Annotated in this window: 16 protein-coding genes; 9 read left to right on the top strand and 7 right to left on the bottom strand. The window is 74.3% G+C overall.

Translation table 11 applies throughout. From position 1 onward, the window contains the following. Nucleotides 1-30 precede the first annotated feature (30 nt). The 3 genes from ACWD6N_RS10945 to ACWD6N_RS10935 form a co-directional block, all read right to left on the bottom strand. A complete protein-coding gene (locus ACWD6N_RS10945) occupies nucleotides 31-798 on the bottom strand; it encodes a polyprenol monophosphomannose synthase (RefSeq protein WP_387325801.1) in 768 nt (255 codons plus the stop codon). A gap of 143 nt (nucleotides 799-941) precedes the next feature. Continuing rightward, nucleotides 942-1,943, bottom strand: coding sequence for an SDR family oxidoreductase (locus ACWD6N_RS10940; protein WP_387325799.1), 1,002 nt, complete (start codon nucleotides 1,941-1,943; stop codon nucleotides 942-944). Then, nucleotides 1,940-2,386, bottom strand: a complete 447-nt coding sequence (locus tag ACWD6N_RS10935; RefSeq protein ID WP_387325796.1) for an SRPBCC family protein — start codon at nucleotides 2,384-2,386, stop codon at nucleotides 1,940-1,942. Before ACWD6N_RS10935 ends, ACWD6N_RS10940 begins: the two co-directional genes overlap by 4 nt. Before the next feature lie 155 nt (nucleotides 2,387-2,541). On the opposite strand from ACWD6N_RS10935, the gene ACWD6N_RS10930 reads away from it, so the two are divergent. The 8 genes from ACWD6N_RS10930 to ACWD6N_RS10895 are packed head-to-tail and all read left to right on the top strand — an operon-like array spanning nucleotide 2,542 to nucleotide 11,232. Then, a complete protein-coding gene (locus ACWD6N_RS10930; protein WP_387325793.1) occupies nucleotides 2,542-4,221 on the top strand; it encodes an HAD-IIIA family hydrolase in 1,680 nt (559 codons plus the stop codon). Next, nucleotides 4,218-5,192 (top strand): glycosyltransferase, encoded by a 975-nt coding sequence (locus ACWD6N_RS10925; protein ID WP_354964123.1) that lies wholly within the window; start codon nucleotides 4,218-4,220, stop codon nucleotides 5,190-5,192. The genes ACWD6N_RS10930 and ACWD6N_RS10925 overlap by 4 nt, the downstream gene beginning before the upstream one ends. Further along, nucleotides 5,177-6,394 (top strand): glycosyltransferase, encoded by a 1,218-nt coding sequence (locus ACWD6N_RS10920; RefSeq protein ID WP_387325790.1) that lies wholly within the window; start codon nucleotides 5,177-5,179, stop codon nucleotides 6,392-6,394. Before ACWD6N_RS10925 ends, ACWD6N_RS10920 begins: the two co-directional genes overlap by 16 nt. After that, nucleotides 6,391-7,092: a D-sedoheptulose-7-phosphate isomerase gene (locus ACWD6N_RS10915; protein WP_354964333.1), complete on the top strand. Its 702-nt coding sequence runs from the start codon at nucleotides 6,391-6,393 to the stop codon at nucleotides 7,090-7,092. The genes ACWD6N_RS10920 and ACWD6N_RS10915 overlap by 4 nt, the downstream gene beginning before the upstream one ends. A gap of 16 nt (nucleotides 7,093-7,108) precedes the next feature. After that, nucleotides 7,109-8,617, top strand: coding sequence for a PfkB family carbohydrate kinase (locus ACWD6N_RS10910; protein ID WP_387325788.1), 1,509 nt, complete (start codon nucleotides 7,109-7,111; stop codon nucleotides 8,615-8,617). Next, nucleotides 8,614-9,315, top strand: coding sequence for an SDR family oxidoreductase (locus ACWD6N_RS10905; protein ID WP_387325785.1), 702 nt, complete (start codon nucleotides 8,614-8,616; stop codon nucleotides 9,313-9,315). Before ACWD6N_RS10910 ends, ACWD6N_RS10905 begins: the two co-directional genes overlap by 4 nt. Continuing rightward, nucleotides 9,312-10,265 (top strand): glycosyltransferase family 9 protein, encoded by a 954-nt coding sequence (locus ACWD6N_RS10900; RefSeq protein ID WP_387325782.1) that lies wholly within the window; start codon nucleotides 9,312-9,314, stop codon nucleotides 10,263-10,265. The genes ACWD6N_RS10905 and ACWD6N_RS10900 overlap by 4 nt, the downstream gene beginning before the upstream one ends. Further along, nucleotides 10,249-11,232: a DNA topoisomerase IB gene (locus tag ACWD6N_RS10895; RefSeq protein WP_387325780.1), complete on the top strand. Its 984-nt coding sequence runs from the start codon at nucleotides 10,249-10,251 to the stop codon at nucleotides 11,230-11,232. Before ACWD6N_RS10900 ends, ACWD6N_RS10895 begins: the two co-directional genes overlap by 17 nt. Nucleotides 11,233-11,403: 171 nt before the next feature. On the opposite strand, the gene ACWD6N_RS10890 is transcribed toward ACWD6N_RS10895, so the two are convergent. Both ACWD6N_RS10890 and ACWD6N_RS10885 read right to left on the bottom strand, forming a co-directional pair. Continuing rightward, complete coding sequence (locus ACWD6N_RS10890; RefSeq protein WP_387325777.1) at nucleotides 11,404-12,438, bottom strand: AraC-like ligand-binding domain-containing protein; 1,035 nt, start codon at nucleotides 12,436-12,438, stop codon at nucleotides 11,404-11,406. Nucleotides 12,439-12,448: 10 nt separating this feature from the next. Next, nucleotides 12,449-13,210 carry a TetR/AcrR family transcriptional regulator gene (locus tag ACWD6N_RS10885; RefSeq protein ID WP_354964130.1) on the bottom strand — a complete coding sequence of 254 codons (762 nt, stop codon included), beginning with the start codon at nucleotides 13,208-13,210 and terminating at the stop codon, nucleotides 12,449-12,451. An 82-nt stretch (nucleotides 13,211-13,292) separates the two neighbouring features. Between ACWD6N_RS10885 and ACWD6N_RS10880 the strand changes: the two genes are divergently transcribed. Continuing rightward, nucleotides 13,293-14,882 carry an MFS transporter gene (locus ACWD6N_RS10880; protein ID WP_354964131.1) on the top strand — a complete coding sequence of 530 codons (1,590 nt, stop codon included), beginning with the start codon at nucleotides 13,293-13,295 and terminating at the stop codon, nucleotides 14,880-14,882. On the opposite strand, the gene ACWD6N_RS10875 is transcribed toward ACWD6N_RS10880, so the two are convergent. Both ACWD6N_RS10875 and ACWD6N_RS10870 read right to left on the bottom strand, forming a co-directional pair. Then, a complete protein-coding gene (locus tag ACWD6N_RS10875; protein WP_354964132.1) occupies nucleotides 14,872-15,375 on the bottom strand; it encodes a hypothetical protein in 504 nt (167 codons plus the stop codon). The two genes, ACWD6N_RS10880 and ACWD6N_RS10875, sit on opposite strands and share 11 nt — an antisense overlap. A gap of 67 nt (nucleotides 15,376-15,442) precedes the next feature. Next, nucleotides 15,443-17,074, bottom strand: coding sequence for a RecQ family ATP-dependent DNA helicase (locus ACWD6N_RS10870; RefSeq protein WP_354964133.1), 1,632 nt, complete (start codon nucleotides 17,072-17,074; stop codon nucleotides 15,443-15,445). Nucleotides 17,075-17,100: the final 26 nt, after the last annotated feature.

Raw genomic sequence — 17,100 nt, 5'->3', positions numbered from 1 at the left:
GCCCCGCGAAGGGGCGGGCCGGAGGCCAGGTCAGCTGGTGATGTTGCGGTGCTTGCTGCGCAGGCGGAACGGCATCAGAGCACTCTCGATCTTGGTTGCCGTGGTCATCTTGGATTCGCCGTCGCGCCGCTCCTCGAAGCGGATCGGCACCTCCAGGATCGTGTGCCCCAGCTTGGTGGCCAGGTAGTGCATCTCCACCTGGAAGCTGTAGCCGTTGGACTGCACCCGGGTCAGGCCGATGTCCCGCAGCGCGTCGGCCCGCCAGATCTTGAAGCCGGCGGTCAGGTCCCGGATCCGCACCCGCAGCAGCGTGTGCACGTATAGGTTCGCCCAACCGCTCAGCGCCCGGCGGTACAGCGGCCAGTTCTCGTCCAGCTCGCCGCCCGGCACGTACCGGGAACCGATCACCACGCCGGCCTGGGTGGAGAGCAGCGCGCCCAGCATCCCCGGCAGTGCCTCCGGCGGGTGGGACAGGTCCGCGTCCATCTGCGCCACGTACTCGGCGCCGCCGTCGAGCGCCCGCCCCATTCCGTCCACGTAGGCGCGGCCCAGGCCCTCCTTGCCAGCCCGGTGCACCACCTCGATCCGGTCCGGGTGCTCGATGGCCAACTTGTCGGCCACCTCGCCCGTGCCGTCGGGAGAGTTGTCGTCGGCAACGAGGATGCGCAGCCCCGGCAGCGGCAGTGCGAGCAGCCGCTCGACCAGCGCCGGGAGGTTGCCCGCCTCGTTGTAGGTGGGCACCACGACGGTCAGGCGCGCGTCCCGCCACGGCGACGGCAGCTGCACGGGCTCGATCATGTCGGACATCCTCGGTTTGCGGACAGGGCTACCTGAGAGGGTAGCCAGTTGCCACGTCCGGCTTGGAAAGGCTCCCCTTCCGGGCGTTGCGGACGGTGTCCCTCCGCTGGGTGCGAGCCCTGCTCCGCTGCTCCGGGCGCAGGTCAGCGAGGGCGTCGGGCGGCGGCGGCGAGGGCCAGCGCCACGCCGACGAGCGCGAAACCGGACAGCGCCGGCTTGTGGGTGCCAACCCAGAGCGCCGCCGAGCGACCGCGCGCCCGGTCGGTGAAGACGCCCGCCGCGCCCCGGTCGCGGTCCTCGTCGCCGGGGTGGTCGAGATTGTCCCGCCAGGTGGCCGGGTCGATCTCGTCGCCGGTCTGCTGGCTGTCGTACCCGTCCCGGGCAAGCTTGCGGTCCAGCAGGCCGGGGATCAGGATGTCGCCCAGGCGGGCCCGCCAGGTCGGGCCGCCCACGTTCAGCTCCCGGGTGCCGTGATCGGCGGCCCAGACGATCGCCCGCGCGGCCAACTCCGGCGTGAAGATCGGCGGCACGGGCTGCGGATGCCGGGGCAGCCGGGTGCGGACCCAGGAGAACTGTGGCGTGTTCACCGCGGGCAGCTGCACCATCGACAGCTTCACCCCCGGGCAGTCGTGCAGCAGCTCGGCCCGCAGCGAGTCGTTGAACCCCTGGACGGCGTGCTTGCTTGCGCAGTACGCCGACTGCAGCGGGATCCCCCGGTAGGCCAGCGCCGAGCCCACCTGCACGATCGCGCCGCGGCCGTGCGCCCGCATGTGCCGCAGCGCCGCCAGCGTGCCGTACACCGTGCCCAGGTAGGTGACCTCGGTGACCCGGCGGAACTCGCGCGCCGGGATCTCCCACGCCGGTGCGAACACCGACACCATCGCGTTGTTGATCCACACGTCGATGCGGCCCCACCGGTGCACCACGTCGTCGGCGGCCTGCAGCACGGCACCCGCGTCGGCGACGTCGACCCGGTACACCCGTACGTCGGTGGCGCCGCGCCGCCGGCACTCCCGCTCGGCCGCCGCCAGGCCCGCCTCGCCCCGGGCCAGCAGCGCCAGCCGGGCGCCCCGGGCCGCGTACGCGTGTGCGACGGCCCGTCCGACGCCGGCGCTCGCGCCGGTCACCACCACGGCCTGCGTCACGGCGCACCCTTCTGCCGGGTGGCGATGTCGGACAGCCGGTTCAGCGTCTCCCGGTTACGCAGGTGCAGCACGAGATCATTGATCTTGTTGCGGACCCAGCGCAGCGGACCGGCGGCGAAGTCCTCCCCGATGCGGACCCGGGTGGCGCCCGCGCCGACCGGTTCCAGGGTGAAGGCCACGATCGCCTCGCCGGCCGGCCAGAGACCGGCCCGGAGCACGAGCCGGTGCGGTGGCTCGCAGGCCAGCACGGTGGAGGCGTCCTGCAACGAGAACGGCCACGGCCCGGCCCGGTGGTGCAGCTGGCTGCCCACCCGCGGCCAGGCCTCGTCCACGTCCCGGACGTGCGCCGTGCCGACCACCCAGTCGCTGTACGTCCATCCGTCGGCCAGCACGTCGAAAACCTGCTGGGGGGGAGCGTCGATCACTTTCTCCACAACCGCCACTGGACTCCCATACCCCGCGGGAAAGGTGGCTAACGGCCCGGCGGGTTAGCTTCTCGGGGGCGGCGGGTAAGGCCGACGCGGGGCACCGCCGGCGGCGCTGGCCCACCGCGCCGACGACCACGTTTACTCCTCGGGGCGCAGGGAACCCGCCGCCTGTGCGACAGGACCAGGAGGATCCGGATCAGCGCAGGTCAGCCCGGGTGTACGCCGGTGCTGGCCGGGCCGGTTCCGGGCCTGTCGAGGGCACCCGCCCCGTCCTGTACGACGCGGTGCTGCTGGACCGGGACGGCACCCTGATCGAGGACGTGCCGTACAACGGTGATCCGGAGAAGGTGCGGCCGGTGCCGGGAGCGCGAGCGGCGCTGGACCGGCTGCGGGCCGCCGGGCTGCGGCTGGCGGTGGTGACGAACCAGTCCGGCCTGGCCCGGGGCTACTTCGGCGAGGAGCAGATGCGGGCGGTGCACGCCCGGATCGAGGAGCTGCTGGGGCGCTTCGACGCGTGGTTGGTCTGTCCGCACGACGACGCCGACGGCTGCGACTGCCGCAAGCCGGCCCCCGGCCTGGTGCACGCCGCCGCACGGGAGCTCGGCACGCGCGCGTCGCGCTGCGTGCTGGTGGGCGACATCGGTCGGGACGTGGCCGCCGCGCTGGCGGCGGGGGCGGCCGGTGTGCTGGTGCCCACCCCGGTGACCCGGCCGGAGGAGGTCGCCGCCGCCGGGTGGCTGGCCAGCGACCTGCCGGCGGCGGTGGATGAGATCCTGCGCCGCCAGCAGGCGGTGCACACCGTGCCGGGTCGGATCGGCGAGCGGGTGGGCACAGCGCTGGTGGTGCGGTCGGACTCGGCGGGGGACGTGCTGGTCACCGGGCCGGCGATCCGCGCCGTCGCGGCCGGCGCGCAGCGGGTGGTGCTGCTGTGCGGGCCACGCGGGCGGGCGGCCGCCGATCTGCTGCCTGGCGTCGACGAGATTCTCGAACATCCGCTGCCGTGGATCGATCCCACTCCGGCGCCGGTCGACCCGGACGCCATGCGGACCCTGGCCGCGCGCCTCGCCGCCATAGGCGCGGACGAGGCGGTGGTCTTCACCTCGTTCCACCAGTCCGCGCTGCCGCTGGCGCTGCTGCTGCGGATGGCGGGGATCCGCCGGATCTCCGCGATCAGCGACGACTATCCGGGTTCCCTGCTGGACGTCCGCCACCGGGTGCCCGTCGGCGTCCCCGAACCCGAACGTGCCCTCTCCCTCGCCGCCGCCGCCGGCCACCGGCTGCCCGGCGACGACGAACCCGTGCTCCGGCTGCGGCCGGACGCCCTGCCGCCCCGCCCGGCCGACCTCGGTGACCCCGGCTACGTGGTGCTGCACCCCGGCTCGGCGGCGTCGAGCCGGGCCTGCCCGCCCGAGCTGGCGGCCCGGATCGCCGGGTCGCTGACCGCCGCCGGGCACCGGGTGCTGGTCACCGGTGGCTCCGACGAGCGCGACGTCACCGCCCGGGTCGCGGCGGCCGGCGGCACCGATCTGGGTGGCCGGACGGACCTGCCCGGGCTGGCCGCGATCGTCGCCGACGCCGGCGCGGTGGTGGTGGGCAACACCGGGCCGGCACACCTCGCCGCGGCGGCCGGGGTGCCGGTGGTGAGTCTCTTCGCGCCGACCGTCCCGTTTGGGCAGTGGGGGCCCTACCGGGTGCCCACCGTCCGGCTCGGCAACGCCGACGCGCCCTGCCGGGACACCCGGGCGGCCAGTTGCCCGGTGCCCGCGCACCCCTGCCTGAGCGGCATCGACCCGGCCGAGGTGGTCGAGGCGTTGCGGGTGCTGGCCGTCAGCGGTGGTGGCGGCCGATGAACGTCCTGCTCTGGCACGTGCACGGTTCCTGGACCACGTCCTTCGTGCACGGCAGCCACCGCTACCTGATCCCCACCACACCCGACCGTGGCCCCAACGGCCTCGGCCGTGCCCGCACCTACCCCTGGCCGGACAGCGCCGTCGAGGTCGCCCCCGCCGACCTGCCCGGCGCCGGCGTCGACCTGGTAATCCTGCAACGCCCCGAGGAGGTCGACCTCGCCGAGGAGTGGCTGGGCCGCCGCCCCGGCCGCGACGTCCCGGCCATCTACGTCGAACACAACACGCCCAAGGGCGACGTGCCGAACACCCGGCATCCGATGGCCGACCGCGACGACCTGCTCATCGCCCACGTCACCGGTTTCAACCAGATCTTCTGGGACACCGGCGGCACCCGCACCACAGTGGTCGATCACGGGATCGTCGCCCCCGCCGTGTCGTACACCGGTGAGCTGGACCGGCTCGCCGTGGTGATCAACGAGCCGGTACGGCGGGGCCGGGTCACCGGTACCGACCTGCTGCCCCGGTTCGCCGAGATCGCTCCGCTGGACGTGTTCGGCATGGGCGTCGCCGGCCTCGCCGACCACCTCGGCCTGCCCGCCGAGCGGCTCACCAGCCATGACGACGTACCCCAGGACCGGATGCACGCCGAACTGGCCCGGCGGCGCGCGTACCTGCACCTGTGCCGGTGGACCTCGCTGGGGCTCAGCCTGATCGAGGCGATGGCGATCGGCATGCCGGTCGTCGCGCTCGCCACCACCGAGGCGGTGACGGCGGTGCCCCCGGCGGCGGGGGCCCTCGCCACCCGGATGGACACCCTGCTCGACGCCGCCCGCCGGTTCATCACCGAGCCGGAGGCCGCGCGTCAGGCCGGCGCGGCGGCACGGACGGCCGCGCGGGACAGGTACGGCCTCGACCGTTTCCTCGCTGACTGGGACCGGCTGCTGGAGGAGGAAGTATGCGGATCGCGATGATCTCGGAGCACGCCAGCCCGCTCGCCATCCTCGGAGGGGAGGACGCCGGTGGCCAGAACACGCACGTCGCGGAGCTGTCCGCCGCGCTCGCCGACGCCGGGCACGAGGTGCGGGTCTACACCCGCCGGGACGCGCTCGACCTGCCGGTGACCGTCCGCAGCCCGGACGGGTACGACGTGGTGCACGTGCCGGCCGGTCCGGCCGAGCCGGTGGCCAAGGACGCGCTGCTGCCGCACATGCGAGAGTTCAGCCGGTGGCTGGTGGAGCGGTGGCGGGGCGGGGACTGGATGCCCGAGGTGATCCACGCGCACTTCTGGATGAGTGGCCTGGCCGCGCTGAACGCCGGCCGGCAGACCGGCGTGCCGGTGGTGCAGACGTACCACGCGCTGGGCACCGTGAAGCGCCGCTACCAGGGCGTGCAGGACACCAGCCCGGCGCGGCGGATCTCCTACGAGCGGGAATTGGGCCGCTCGGTGGACCGGGTGGTCGCGCAGTGCCGCGACGAGGTCGGTGAGCTGGTCCGGATGGGAGTGCCCCGGTCCCGGATGACCGTCGTTCCGTCCGGGGTCAACCTCGCCTCGTTCACCCCGCTCGGGCCGGCCGCGGACCGGGAGCCGGGCCGGCCCCGGATCCTGACCGTGGGCCGGTTGGTGGAGCGCAAGGGCTTCCAGACCGTGATCCGCGCGATGGCGCTGGTGCCGGACGCCGAGTGTGTGGTGGTGGGCGGGCCGCCCGAGGGGCTGCTGGAGACCGACCCGTACGCCCGGCGGTTGCGGGCGCTGGCCGAGACCTGCGGGGTGGCCGACCGGGTACGGCTGGTCGGCGCGGTGCCCCGGGAGGAGATGGGCCGCTGGTACCGCTCGGCGGACCTGCTGGTCGCCGCCCCCTGGTACGAGCCCTTCGGGTTGACGCCGCTGGAGGCGATGGCCTGTGGGGTGCCGGTGGTCGGCACCGCCGTGGGCGGCATCCGGGACACGGTGGTCGACGGGACGACCGGCGATCTCGTGCCGGCCCGCGATCCACGTGCCCTGGCCACCGCGATCCAGCGGCTGCTCGACGACCGCATCCGGCGCTTCCGGTACGCCACCGCCGCGCGTGAGCGGGCCCGGTCGCGGTACTCGTGGGCCGCCACGGCCGAGCGGCTGGCGGAGCTCTACGGCGAGGTGGCCGCGGTGCGCCGGCCGACCCGGGTGGTGGCCTGATGCCGGCGGGCAGCCCGCTCGACACCCACCTGACGAACCTCGCCGCGGCGCTGGTGCCCTACCGACGGTGCGAGTCGCAGCTGGCGCGCTGGGGTGCGCAGCTGGCGCACCGGCTGGCGGGCGGGGGACGGTTGCTGGTCGCCGGCAACGGTGGCAGCGCGGCGGAGGCCCAACACCTCACCGCCGAACTCGTCGGCAAGCTCCACCACGACCGGCAGCCGCTGTCCGCCATCGCCCTGCACGCCGAGACCAGCGCCGTGACCGCGATCGCCAACGACTACGGCTACGCCGACGTCTACGCCCGCCAGGTCCGCGCCCACGGCCGACCCGGCGACATCCTGCTGCTGCTCAGCACCAGCGGCACCAGCGGCAACCTGCTCACCGCCGCGCACGCCGCCCGGGACGGCGGCCTCACCACCTGGGCGCTCACCGGGCCCGCCCCCAACCCCCTCGCCGACGCCTGCGCCGACGCCCTCGCCGTCGCGTCCCCCGACTCCCAGGTCGTCCAGGAACTGCACCTCGTCACCAGCCACCTGCTCTGCGAATACCTCGAGCAGGAGTTGCCCGCCGCGCTGGCCGCGTCCACCCGGCACGCGCCGGCCGAGCCCGCACCGGCCGGTCGGCTCCCGTCCGGGCCGGTGCGTACCGGGGTCGAGGTGGTGCTCGACGGCGGGACCGGACAGCAGGTCGACGCGTGAGGATGAGGAGGTAAGCGTGAGGGGACCCGTGGTGGTGGTCGGGGACACCCTGCTCGACCGGGACGTGGAAGGGGTCGTGAACCGGCTCTGCCCGGACTCCCCGGTGCCCGTGCTCGACGAGACCGCGGCCGCTGACCGGCCCGGTGGCGCCGGCCTGGCGGCGGTCTTCGCCGCCGCGCAGGGCGCCGAGGTGGTGCTGGTGACGGCGCTCGCCGACGACGCCGGCGGCGCCCGGCTGAGCGCGTTGCTCGCCGCCGCAGGTGTGCAGGTGTACCCGCTGACCCTGTCCGGCGCGACGCCGGAGAAGGTCCGGCTGCGGGCCCGCGGCCGGGTGCTGCTGCGCCACGACCGCGGCGGCGTACCCGGCGAACCGGGCCAGCCCTCCGACGAGGTGCTGCGGGTGATCGGTGCGGCGTCGGCGGTGCTGGTCAGCGACTACGGTCGGGGGGTCGCCCGCCAGCCCGCGCTGCGCGCCGCGCTGGCCGCGACCCGCGCCCCGGTGGTGTGGGACCCGCATCCGCGTGGACCGGCGGCGGTGCCTGGCGTGCATCTGGCCACACCGAACGAGTCGGAGGTGCGCGAGCTGGTCCCCACGCTGCCCGGGGCGTCCCGCCTCGCGACCGCTTCCCGGGGCGCGCAGGGTCTGCGCCGACGCTGGCGGGCCGGTGCCGTCGCGGTGACGCTGGGCGGGGACGGCGCGCTGCTCTGCCACGCCGGGTCGACGCCGCTGGTGGTGCCGACCCCGGGCAGCGCCGAGGGGGACACCTGCGGCGCCGGCGACCGGTTCGCGGCCAGCGCCAGCCTTGCGCTGGCCCAGGGCGCGCTGGTCTCCGAGGCGGTGCAGGCGGCGGTCGCCGACGCGTCCGCGTATGTGGCGGGCGGGGGAGTGGCCGCGGCCCTCCCACCGCCTGTGAAGTCGGCGCCTACCGGCGTGGTCGGCCTGGGTGGTGACCGGGTGGGCGTGGCGGCGGTCGCCACGCTGCTCGCCGACGTACGCGCGGCGGGCGGCACGGTGGTGGCCACCGGAGGCTGCTTCGACCTGCTGCACGCCGGGCACGTGGCCACCCTGCAGGCCGCCCGTCAGCTCGGCGACTGCCTGATCGTCTGCCTCAACTCCGACGCCAGCGTCGCCGGGTTGAAGGGGCCGGACCGGCCGGTGATGTCCGAGGGTGACCGCGCACGGCTGCTGGCCGCGCTGAGCTGTGTGGACGCGGTCATGGTCTTCGACGAGTCGACCCCGGAGGCGGCGCTGTCCTGGCTGCGTCCGGACATCTGGGTCAAGGGCGGGGACTACGCCAGTGGTGGCGGGGACGCCGCGGCGCTGCCCGAGGCGGAGGTCCTGCGTCGCTGGGACGGGCACACGGTGGTGGTGCCGTACCTGGACGGCCGGTCCACCACCGACATGATCGCCCGCTCCGGCCAAGGGCACGCCACCGGCGCGTGCTGCGCGACCGGCGACCCGACGGAGCCGGCCCGCACCGCCGTGCCGTCGTCGGTGACGCCCGGCGGGGAGCGGACCCGATGAGCGCCGCGTCACCCGGTGCCGGGCCCACCGTCCTGGTCACCGGCGGTTCCAGCGGTCTCGGCGCGGCGGTGGTCGCCGCGGTGACCGCCTCCGGTGGCCGGCCGCTCGTGCTGGATCGGCAGCCGCCGGTCGACGGGGTGTCCTGGACCGAGTGCGACCTGGCCGACACCCGGGCCGCCGAGGTGGCCACGCAACACCTCGCCGAGCAGGCCGGCGGCCTGGACGCGGTGGTCACCGCCGCCGGCATGGACGTGCCGGGCCGGCTCGCCGACGTGCCGGGGGAGACCTGGGACCGGATCGTCGCGGTAGACCTGCTGGCCACCGCCGCGGTGATCCGGGCCGCCCTGCCGTTCCTGCAGACCTCCCGCGGTCGCATCGTCACGGTCGCCTCCACCCTCGGTGTCAAGGCGGTCAGCGACGCCACCGCGTACTGCGCGGCGAAGTTCGGCGTGGTTGGCTTCACCCGCGCCCTCGCCGCCGAACTCGCCGGCCAGGTCGGCGTCACCCTGCTCATCCCCGGCGGGATGCGTACCGCGTTCTTCGACGAGCGTGACCCGCAGTACAAGCCGGGGCCGGACGCCATCCTCAACGATCCTGTCGACACCGCCGCGGCGATCATGTACGCGCTCAACCAGCCGCCCGGCTGCGCCGTACGCGAGATGGTGGTCTGCGCCGAGCAGGAGACCTCGTACCCGTGATCCTCGTCCTGCGCGCCCTCGGCGTCGGCGACCTGGTCACCGCGGTGCCCGCGCTGCGGGCGCTGCGGGTCGCGTACCCCGGTCGGGAGCTGGCGCTCGCCGCGCCCGCCTGGCTGGCCCCGCTGGTCGACCTGGTCGGCGGCGTCGACCGGCTGGTGGACACCGCCGGGCTGGATGGCCCGGCCTGGCCCGGCCCGGCCCCGCAGGTCGCGGTCAACCTGCACGGGCAGGGCCCGCAGTCGCACCGGCTGCTCGCCGCCGCCCGCCCCGGACGCCTGCTCGCCTTCGCCAACACCGACGCCGGGTTCGTCGACGGCCCGCCGTGGGCCGCCGACGAGCACGAGGTGGACCGGTGGTGCGGGCTGCTGTCGTGGTACGACATCCCGGCCGACCGCACCGACCTCGCTCTGCGCCGTCCCGAGGCGCCCCGGCTGCCCAGCGGGGCGACCGTGCTGCATCCCGGCGGCAAGATCCCCGCGAAGCGCTGGCCGGCCGAGCGGTTCGCCGCGCTGGCCCGGGCGCTCACCGACCGGGGGCACCGGGTGCTGCTCACCGGCTCGGCCGACGAACGCGCGCTGGCCGCCGGGGTGGCCGACGCGGCCGGCCTGCCGCCGACCTCCGTGCTGGCCGGCCGGACCGACCTCGGGGCGCTCGCCGCGCTGGTCGCCAACGCCCGGTTGGTGGTCAGCGGGGACACCGGGGTGGCGCACCTGGCCACCGGGTACGGCACCGCCTCGGTGGTGCTCTTCGGGCCGGTGCCGCCGGCCCACTGGGGGCCGCCGCCGGACCGGCCCCGGCACCGGGTGCTCTGGGCCGGTGCCGGCGGTTGGCGCCGGTGGGACGGGGTAGGAAGCCACCCGACGTTGGCGGCTCTGCGGCTCGACGAGGTGCTGGCCGCCGTGGACGAGGTGGAACGGGTGGTGCGGGTCTCCGGTGCGATTGCGGCGTAGCGATCCGGGCCGGCCGGGGTACGGGCGCCGACGGCGCGGCAAGGGCTGGCACTTCGTCGATCCGGGCGGCGTTCCGGTCCGGGATCCCGACCAGTTGGCCCGACTGCGGGAGCTGGTCATCCCGCCCGCGTGGGAGGACGTCTGGATCTCGCCGTACCCGAACGGCCACATCCAGGCGATCGGCATCGACGCGGCGGGGCGCAGGCAGTACCTCTACCACCCGCTGTGGCGGGAGAAGCAGGACGAGGCGAAGTTCGACCACATGCTGGAGGTGGCCCGGCGGCTGCCGGTGCTGCGGGAGCGGGTGGGGCACGACCTGGGCGGCCGGGGCCTGGGCCGGGACCGGGTGCTGGCCACGGTGGCCCGCTTGCTGGACATGGGGATGTTCCGGGTCGGCAGCGACCAGTACGCGGCCGGCGACGAGCCGACGTTCGGGGTGTCCACCCTGCGCCCCGAGCACGCCCGGTCCCGGGGCGGCTGCGTGGTCTTCGAGTTCCCGGCGAAGGGCGGCATCGAGCAGGTGCGCCGGATCGAGGACCCGGAGCTGTGCCAGGTGCTGACGGACCTGCGCCGCCGGCGTCGGCAGGCGGACCGGCTGTTCGGCTACTGGGACGGCCGGGAGTGGCGGGACGTGCGTAGCGACGAGGTCAACGGGTACCTGCGCGACGCCAGTGGCGGGGAGATGACCGCCAAGGACTTCCGCACCTGGCACGCCACCGTGCTCGCCGCGACCGAGTTGGCCACCGCCGGCCCGGGGCGCTCGATGACCGCCCGGCGCAAGGCGGTGGTCGCGGTGATGCGCGAGGTCGCCGAGCTGCTGGGCAACACCCCTACCGTGGCGCGCACATCCTATGTGGACCCTCGGGTGGTGGACCTCTACCACGACGGGGTGGTGGCGCCGGTGGACCCGCAGGCGCCACGGGAGGAGGCCGAACGGGTCGTATTGGAGCTGCTCGAGAAGGCCTGACCGGCCCCGCCTACGGTCCTGGGGGGAGAGTGACGGGACCGGAGCTTCAGTCCGCGGTCGGGGGGCACCGGGCGGCCGCCCGCCGCGTCTGGCGGCGGGCGCCTCGCCACGGCCCCCGTTGGCGACCTGCCGCGGCCGCCTGGGCGGGCCGCGGGTCGACCGCGTTGATCGTCAGTCTGCCCGGGACGAGTTGACCATGGATGCCGGGCGGTTGACGATCCGCGCCGGATCCGTGTGGCCCTCCCGGTCCGCCTGCGGGCTCATCCCGTACGCCGCCCGGAACGCCCGGCTGAAGTGCGCCTTGTCGGTGAACCCCCAGCGGGCGGCGATCATCTGCACGGGCTGGGTGCGCAGCGCGGGGTCGGTCAGGTCGCGCCGGCACCGGGCCAGCCGCAGGTCCCGGATGTAGGACGCGACGGTGGACTCCTCGGCCTCGAACAACCGGTGCAGCGAGCGTAGTGAGATGTGGTGGGCGTCCGCGACGGTCTGCGGGCTGAGCGTCGCGTCGCCGAGGTTGCGGTGAACGTACGCCTGCACCTGGGTGACCAGCGCCCGGCGGCGGACCTCGGTCGGCACCGCGTCCTCGGCGACCAGGTGCCGGCCGAGCATGGTGGTGGCCAGGTCCAGCCCGACCGCGCCGAGCCGGCTGGCGTCGGCGCCATGGTACTGCTCGGGATGCCTGGTGACCTGGAGCAGGAACCGCGCCAGCAACGCGCCGACGCCCTCGCTGCCGGACATCCGGCCGCCGTAGAGGCCGGCCATCCGCTGCGGCGGCAGTGGCAGCGCCGCGTGCGGGATCATCACGATGACTGAGCTGGCCTGGTCCCGCTCGGGCTCGATGGCGTGGTGGCCGACGTCATGCGGGCGGGAGGCGTCGTAGAAGGTGAACTCCCCGGCCAGAATCTCGCTGCGGCGACCGTCCTGGCTGGACGTGCCGACACCGCCGGTCGTAAGGGCGAGCATGTAGAGCTCCGGATCCGACTGGCGGACGAGCTTGCGGGTCCGGGTGGCGTCCAGCGACGGATAGCGGTAATTGATCAGCTGGATCGGGCCGAGATCGATAAAGTCGGCCCGGGCGGCGAAATCGTCGGCGTGCGCGGACTGGATCCGCATCGGCGCCGAGGTGCGTGCCACGAGGTCCAGCCACATCCCGAACCGTTCACCCGGCGGCAGCACGGTGGTGTCGACGGTGTCCCGGTGCAGCATCCGGTGCTCCTCAGACCGCTCGCCGCCGGATCAGGGCCTCAATGCCGTCGAGGATCCGGTCGAGGCCGAAGGTGAACTCCTCATCCGGGTCGTCGTCCTGGCCCAGCACTCCGGAGGTCAGCACCCGGTGCAGCGCCGGGAAGCGGGCAGGGTCGATGAGCCGGCTGAGCATCCGGCCGTACGCCGGCATCATCTCGCCCGGCTTCATGCCGGCGGCCCGGCTGCCCTCGGCGATCTGCGTGGTGAGGGTGGCCTCGTTGCGGACGTACCCGGTGATCAGCAGCATTGCCGACATCTGCTCGCTCTCGGCCAGCGCGGTGCCGTCGAGGCAGCGCAGCCCGTCCTCCAGCCAGCCGAGCGTCTGGGGGGTGATCGGCGGGCCGGTGATCGGCACGTGCAGTAGCCAGGGCCGCCGCCGCAGCACGTCGTGCTCGGCCCAGGCCCAGCGGGTGAGGCCGGCGCGCCAGTCGGCGTCCGGTGCGGCGGGACCGGGCGGTGGGCCGTACCCGGTGTCGACCATGAGCATCAGCAGTTCGTCCTTGGAGCCGATGTGCCGGTAGAGGGCCATGGTGGCGGCGCCCAACTCCTTGGCCACCCGGCTCATCGAGACGGCCGCGAGCCCGTCGGCGTCGGCCACCCGCACGGCGGCGTCCACGATGCCGCTCACGGTCAGCCCCGGCCGGGGCCCCTTGGGTGGCCGCTCACGCAACCCCCAGGCGCTCTCGATGGCCGGCGGGATCGCCGGGCCGTTGTCGTCTGTCCTCGCCGCCACATTTTCCTCCTTGCCCCGTCATCCTAGTTCTGCGTATGGTCTACGCATAAGAGCGTACGCCATACGCAGAAGGAGTTCTCCCATGACGACGACGACCGCACCGGCCCCCCGAGCGGGCCGACGGGAGTGGATCGGGTTCACGGTGCTGATGCTGCCGCTGCTCCTGGTCTCGATGGACGTGTCGGTGCTCTACTTCGCCGTCCCGTTCATCAGCGAGGAACTGCGCCCCACCGGCACCCAGCAGCTCTGGATCTTCGACATCTACGGCTTCGTGCTGGCCGGACTGCTGATCACCATGGGCGCCCTGGGTGACCGGATCGGCCGGCGTCGGCTGCTGCTGTTCGGCGCGGCCGCGTTCGGCGCGGCGTCCCTGCTGGCCGCGTACGCCGACAGCGCCGGGACGCTGATCGCCGCCCGCGCCGTGCTCGGCGTCGGCGGGGCCACCCTGATGCCCTCCACGCTCGCCCTGGTCCGCAACATGTTCCACGACGCCAAGCAGCGCGGCACCGCGATCGGCATCTGGACCGCCACGCTCACCGGTGGCATCGCGATCGGTCCGGTGCTCAGCGGCGTCCTGCTGGAGCACTTCTGGTGGGGCTCGATCTTCCTGATCAACATTCCCGCGATGGTGCTGCTGCTCCTGCTCGCCCCGATCCTGGTGCCCGAGTTCCGCAACCCCGGCGCCGGCCGGTTCGACCTGGTCAGCGCGCTGTTGTCGCTCGGCGCGCTGCTGCCGGTGATCTACGGCATCAAGGAGATGGCCCGCGACGGCGTCAGCCCCGCACGGGTGTCGGCCATCGTCGCCGGCCTGCTCGTCGGGGCGCTGTTCCTGCACCGGCAGCGGACCCGGGCGTACCCGATGATCGACCTGGCGCTGTTTCGCCGCCGCGGCTTCGCGGGGTCCCTCGCGGTCAACCTGCTGGCGATGTTCGCCCTGGTCGGCTTCGCCATCTTCACCACCCAGCACCTCCAGTTGGTGCTCGGCCTGAGCCCGCTGCGGGCGGCACTGTGGAGCCTGGTGCCGTCCCTGGCGGTCGGCGGGATCGCTCCGGCCGCCGCCGCGCTCGCCCAGCGCATCGATCGGTCGTACCTGATCGGCACCGGTTTCGGGATCGCCGTGCTCGGCTTCCTGGTGCTGACGCGGGTCACGCCCGAGTCGCCGCTCTGGCTGCTGCTGCTCGGCGCCAGCATCTACGCGGCCGGGTTGGTGATGGTGATGTCGCTGGTCACCGAGCTGGTCCTCGGTGCGGCGCCGCCCGAGCAGGCCGGTGTCGCCTCGGCGCTGACCGAGTCCAGCAGTGAGCTGGGCGGCGCGCTGGGGATGGCGATCCTGGGCAGCGTCGGCGCGGCGGTCTACCGCCGGGAGGTCCTCGACGGCCTGCCCGCCGGCCTGCCGGCCGACGCCCGCGACGCGGCCCATGAGACGTTGGGCGGTGCGCTGGCGGTGGCCGAGGGGCTGCCGGCCGATCTGGGCGACGCCGTGCTGCACGCCGCCCGACTCGCGTTCGCCGACGGGCTGCACCTCGCCGCGATCGCCGCCACGGTGGCGATGCTGCTGGGCGCGGTGACCGCGCTGGCCGCGCTGCGCGGCGTCCGGCCGGCCGACCCCGCGGCGGTGGCCGCCGAGCCGACCGGTCCGGCCGGTACGCCGATGTCGTCGGTCAGTCGTTGAGCACGTGCGCGAGCCGGTCGCGGAAACGCCGCTCGGAGTCGCTGACCGGCTCGCCGCCCAGCCCGAGCAGCCCACCGCTGGAGGCGGCGCCGACCACCTGCTCGGCGATGTCCACCAGCCAGTGCTTGTACGCGCCAGCGGCACCCTCGTCGACCCGGACGGCCAGCAGCGCGGCGGCCTCGCCGGCCCGCACCAGCACGTCGTCGATCATCGCCCGGGGGTCGGCGGGCGCGATGACCGGCAGCTCCTCGCCGGTCTCCGGGTCGCCGACCCGGGTCACGATCTCGCCGGCCACGGCGGCGACCAGCGGGCTGGCCGACTCCCGGCCCGCCGAGATGGTCTCCAACCCGGCCGCGTTCTCCGCCATGGTCCGGCGGGTGCCGTCGGACTCGGCGGCGCTCGCGGCGGTCAGCACCGACTGCGGCAGGCCGACCAGCAGCCCCCACTCCTCGTCGGAGAAACCGAAACCGGTGTACGCCGGCTGCTCGATCACGGCAACGCCCCTTCCGCCCTGCTCTGCTCGGTCAATCGGTGGGCCCTGCGCTGGCGCCCGGCTCAGGCTAGTCCAGCGTCAGCAGGCCCTGTTCGGACACCACGCGCACGGACAGCGTCTTGTACCCCACCTCGTCGAAGAGAACCGTCATCTTGTCCTCCTCGTAGCCGAGCACCAGGCCCTGCCCCCACTCCGGGTGACGTACCTGGCTGTGCACGGGGAACGGCCCGACCGCGCCGTCGTCGGCGACGCTGGTGCCGGCATGACAGTTGTCGCAGTGCCCGCAGATCTCGGTCATCTGCTCGCCGAAGTAGGCCAGCAGGGTCTGCCCCCGGCAGGCGGTGGTCTCGGCGAAGGCCCGCATCATGTCGGTCCGTGACCGGGTCACCGTCTGCTGCCGCTCCGCCTCGGCCAGCGCGGCCGCGGCGGCGTCCACCGGGGTGGGGGCGTAGCGGGGGGCGGCGATGCGCTGCCGGGCGCGCGGCTCGGCGGCCCCGACCTGCTCCAGAAGGGAGAGGTACTGGCCCAGCTTGCGTGGCCCGAGACCGGTGGCCTCGCGTAGCTCGGTCTTGGTGGCCGGCTTGCGACGCAGCAGCGCCGCGAGGTCGCGCAGCTCGTTCTCGTCCGGCAGGCCACCACTGAAGAACCGTTGCAGGCCCACGTCCTCGGCCCGCCAGAGCAGCAGGACCCGGGCCGGCTGCCCGTCGCGGCCGGCCCGGCCGATCTCCTGGAAGTAGCTGTCCGGCGAGTCGGGCAGCGCCATGTGCACCACCCAGGCGATGTTCGGCTTGTCGATGCCCATCCCGAACGCCGACGTGGCCACCATGATCGGCACCTGGTCGGCGAGGAACGCCTCGTGCAGCTCGGCGCGGGCACCGGCCGACATCCCGCCGTGGTAGCACTGCGCCGGGAAACCGGCGCCGGTCAACCGGGTGGCCAGCTCCTCCGCGGAGCGGCGGGTCGGCACGTAGATGATCCCCGGTCGCTCGTCGTCGCGCAGCAGCGCCACCAGGCGGCGCCACCGGTAGTCCTCGGTGGGACAGTGCGCCACCTCCAGGAACAGGTTGGGCCGGTCCAGCCCGGAGACCACCACCTCGGGCTTCCGCAGCCGCAGCCGGGCGATGATGTCGTCGCGTACCGGTGGTGACGCGGTGGCGGTCAGCGCGACCACCGGCGGCCGGCCGATGCCCTCGATCAGGTGCCCGAGCGCCAGGTAGTCGGGACGGAAGTCGTGCCCCCAGGCCGAGATGCAGTGCGCCTCGTCGATCGCCACCAGTGCCGGCCTGAGCGAGGCGACCTCGGCCATCCGGTCGGGGTTGCTCAGCTGCTCCGGGGTGATGAACAGGAACTCCGCCCGGCCCTCGCGTATCTCGGTGATCGCCTCGGCCTGCTGGGCGGCCGACTCGTTCGAGCTGATCCGCACGGCCCGCAGCTCCGGGCGCTGGCGCTCGTTGAGGGCCGCGATCTGGTCCTGCTGAAGGGCCAGCAGCGGCGAGATCACCACGGTGGGGCCGGGGATCAGGCTGGCCGGGATCTGGTAGATGGCCGACTTGCCCGCGCCGGTGGGCAGCACCACCAGGGCGTCACGTCGCTTCATCACCGCGCGCATGGCGGCCAGTTGGTTGGGCCGCAGCGCGGTCCAGCCAAAGAGGCTCCGCGCCGCGCGGCGCAACGTCATCGAGTGCGTGGACAGTTTCATCGAGGGCCGGAGGTACCCGACCCGAT

This window comes from Micromonospora sp. NPDC005163 (assembly GCF_053599835.1).
Note: the sequence above shows the minus strand (reverse complement) of the source record. Positions and strands in the feature narration are given on the sequence as shown.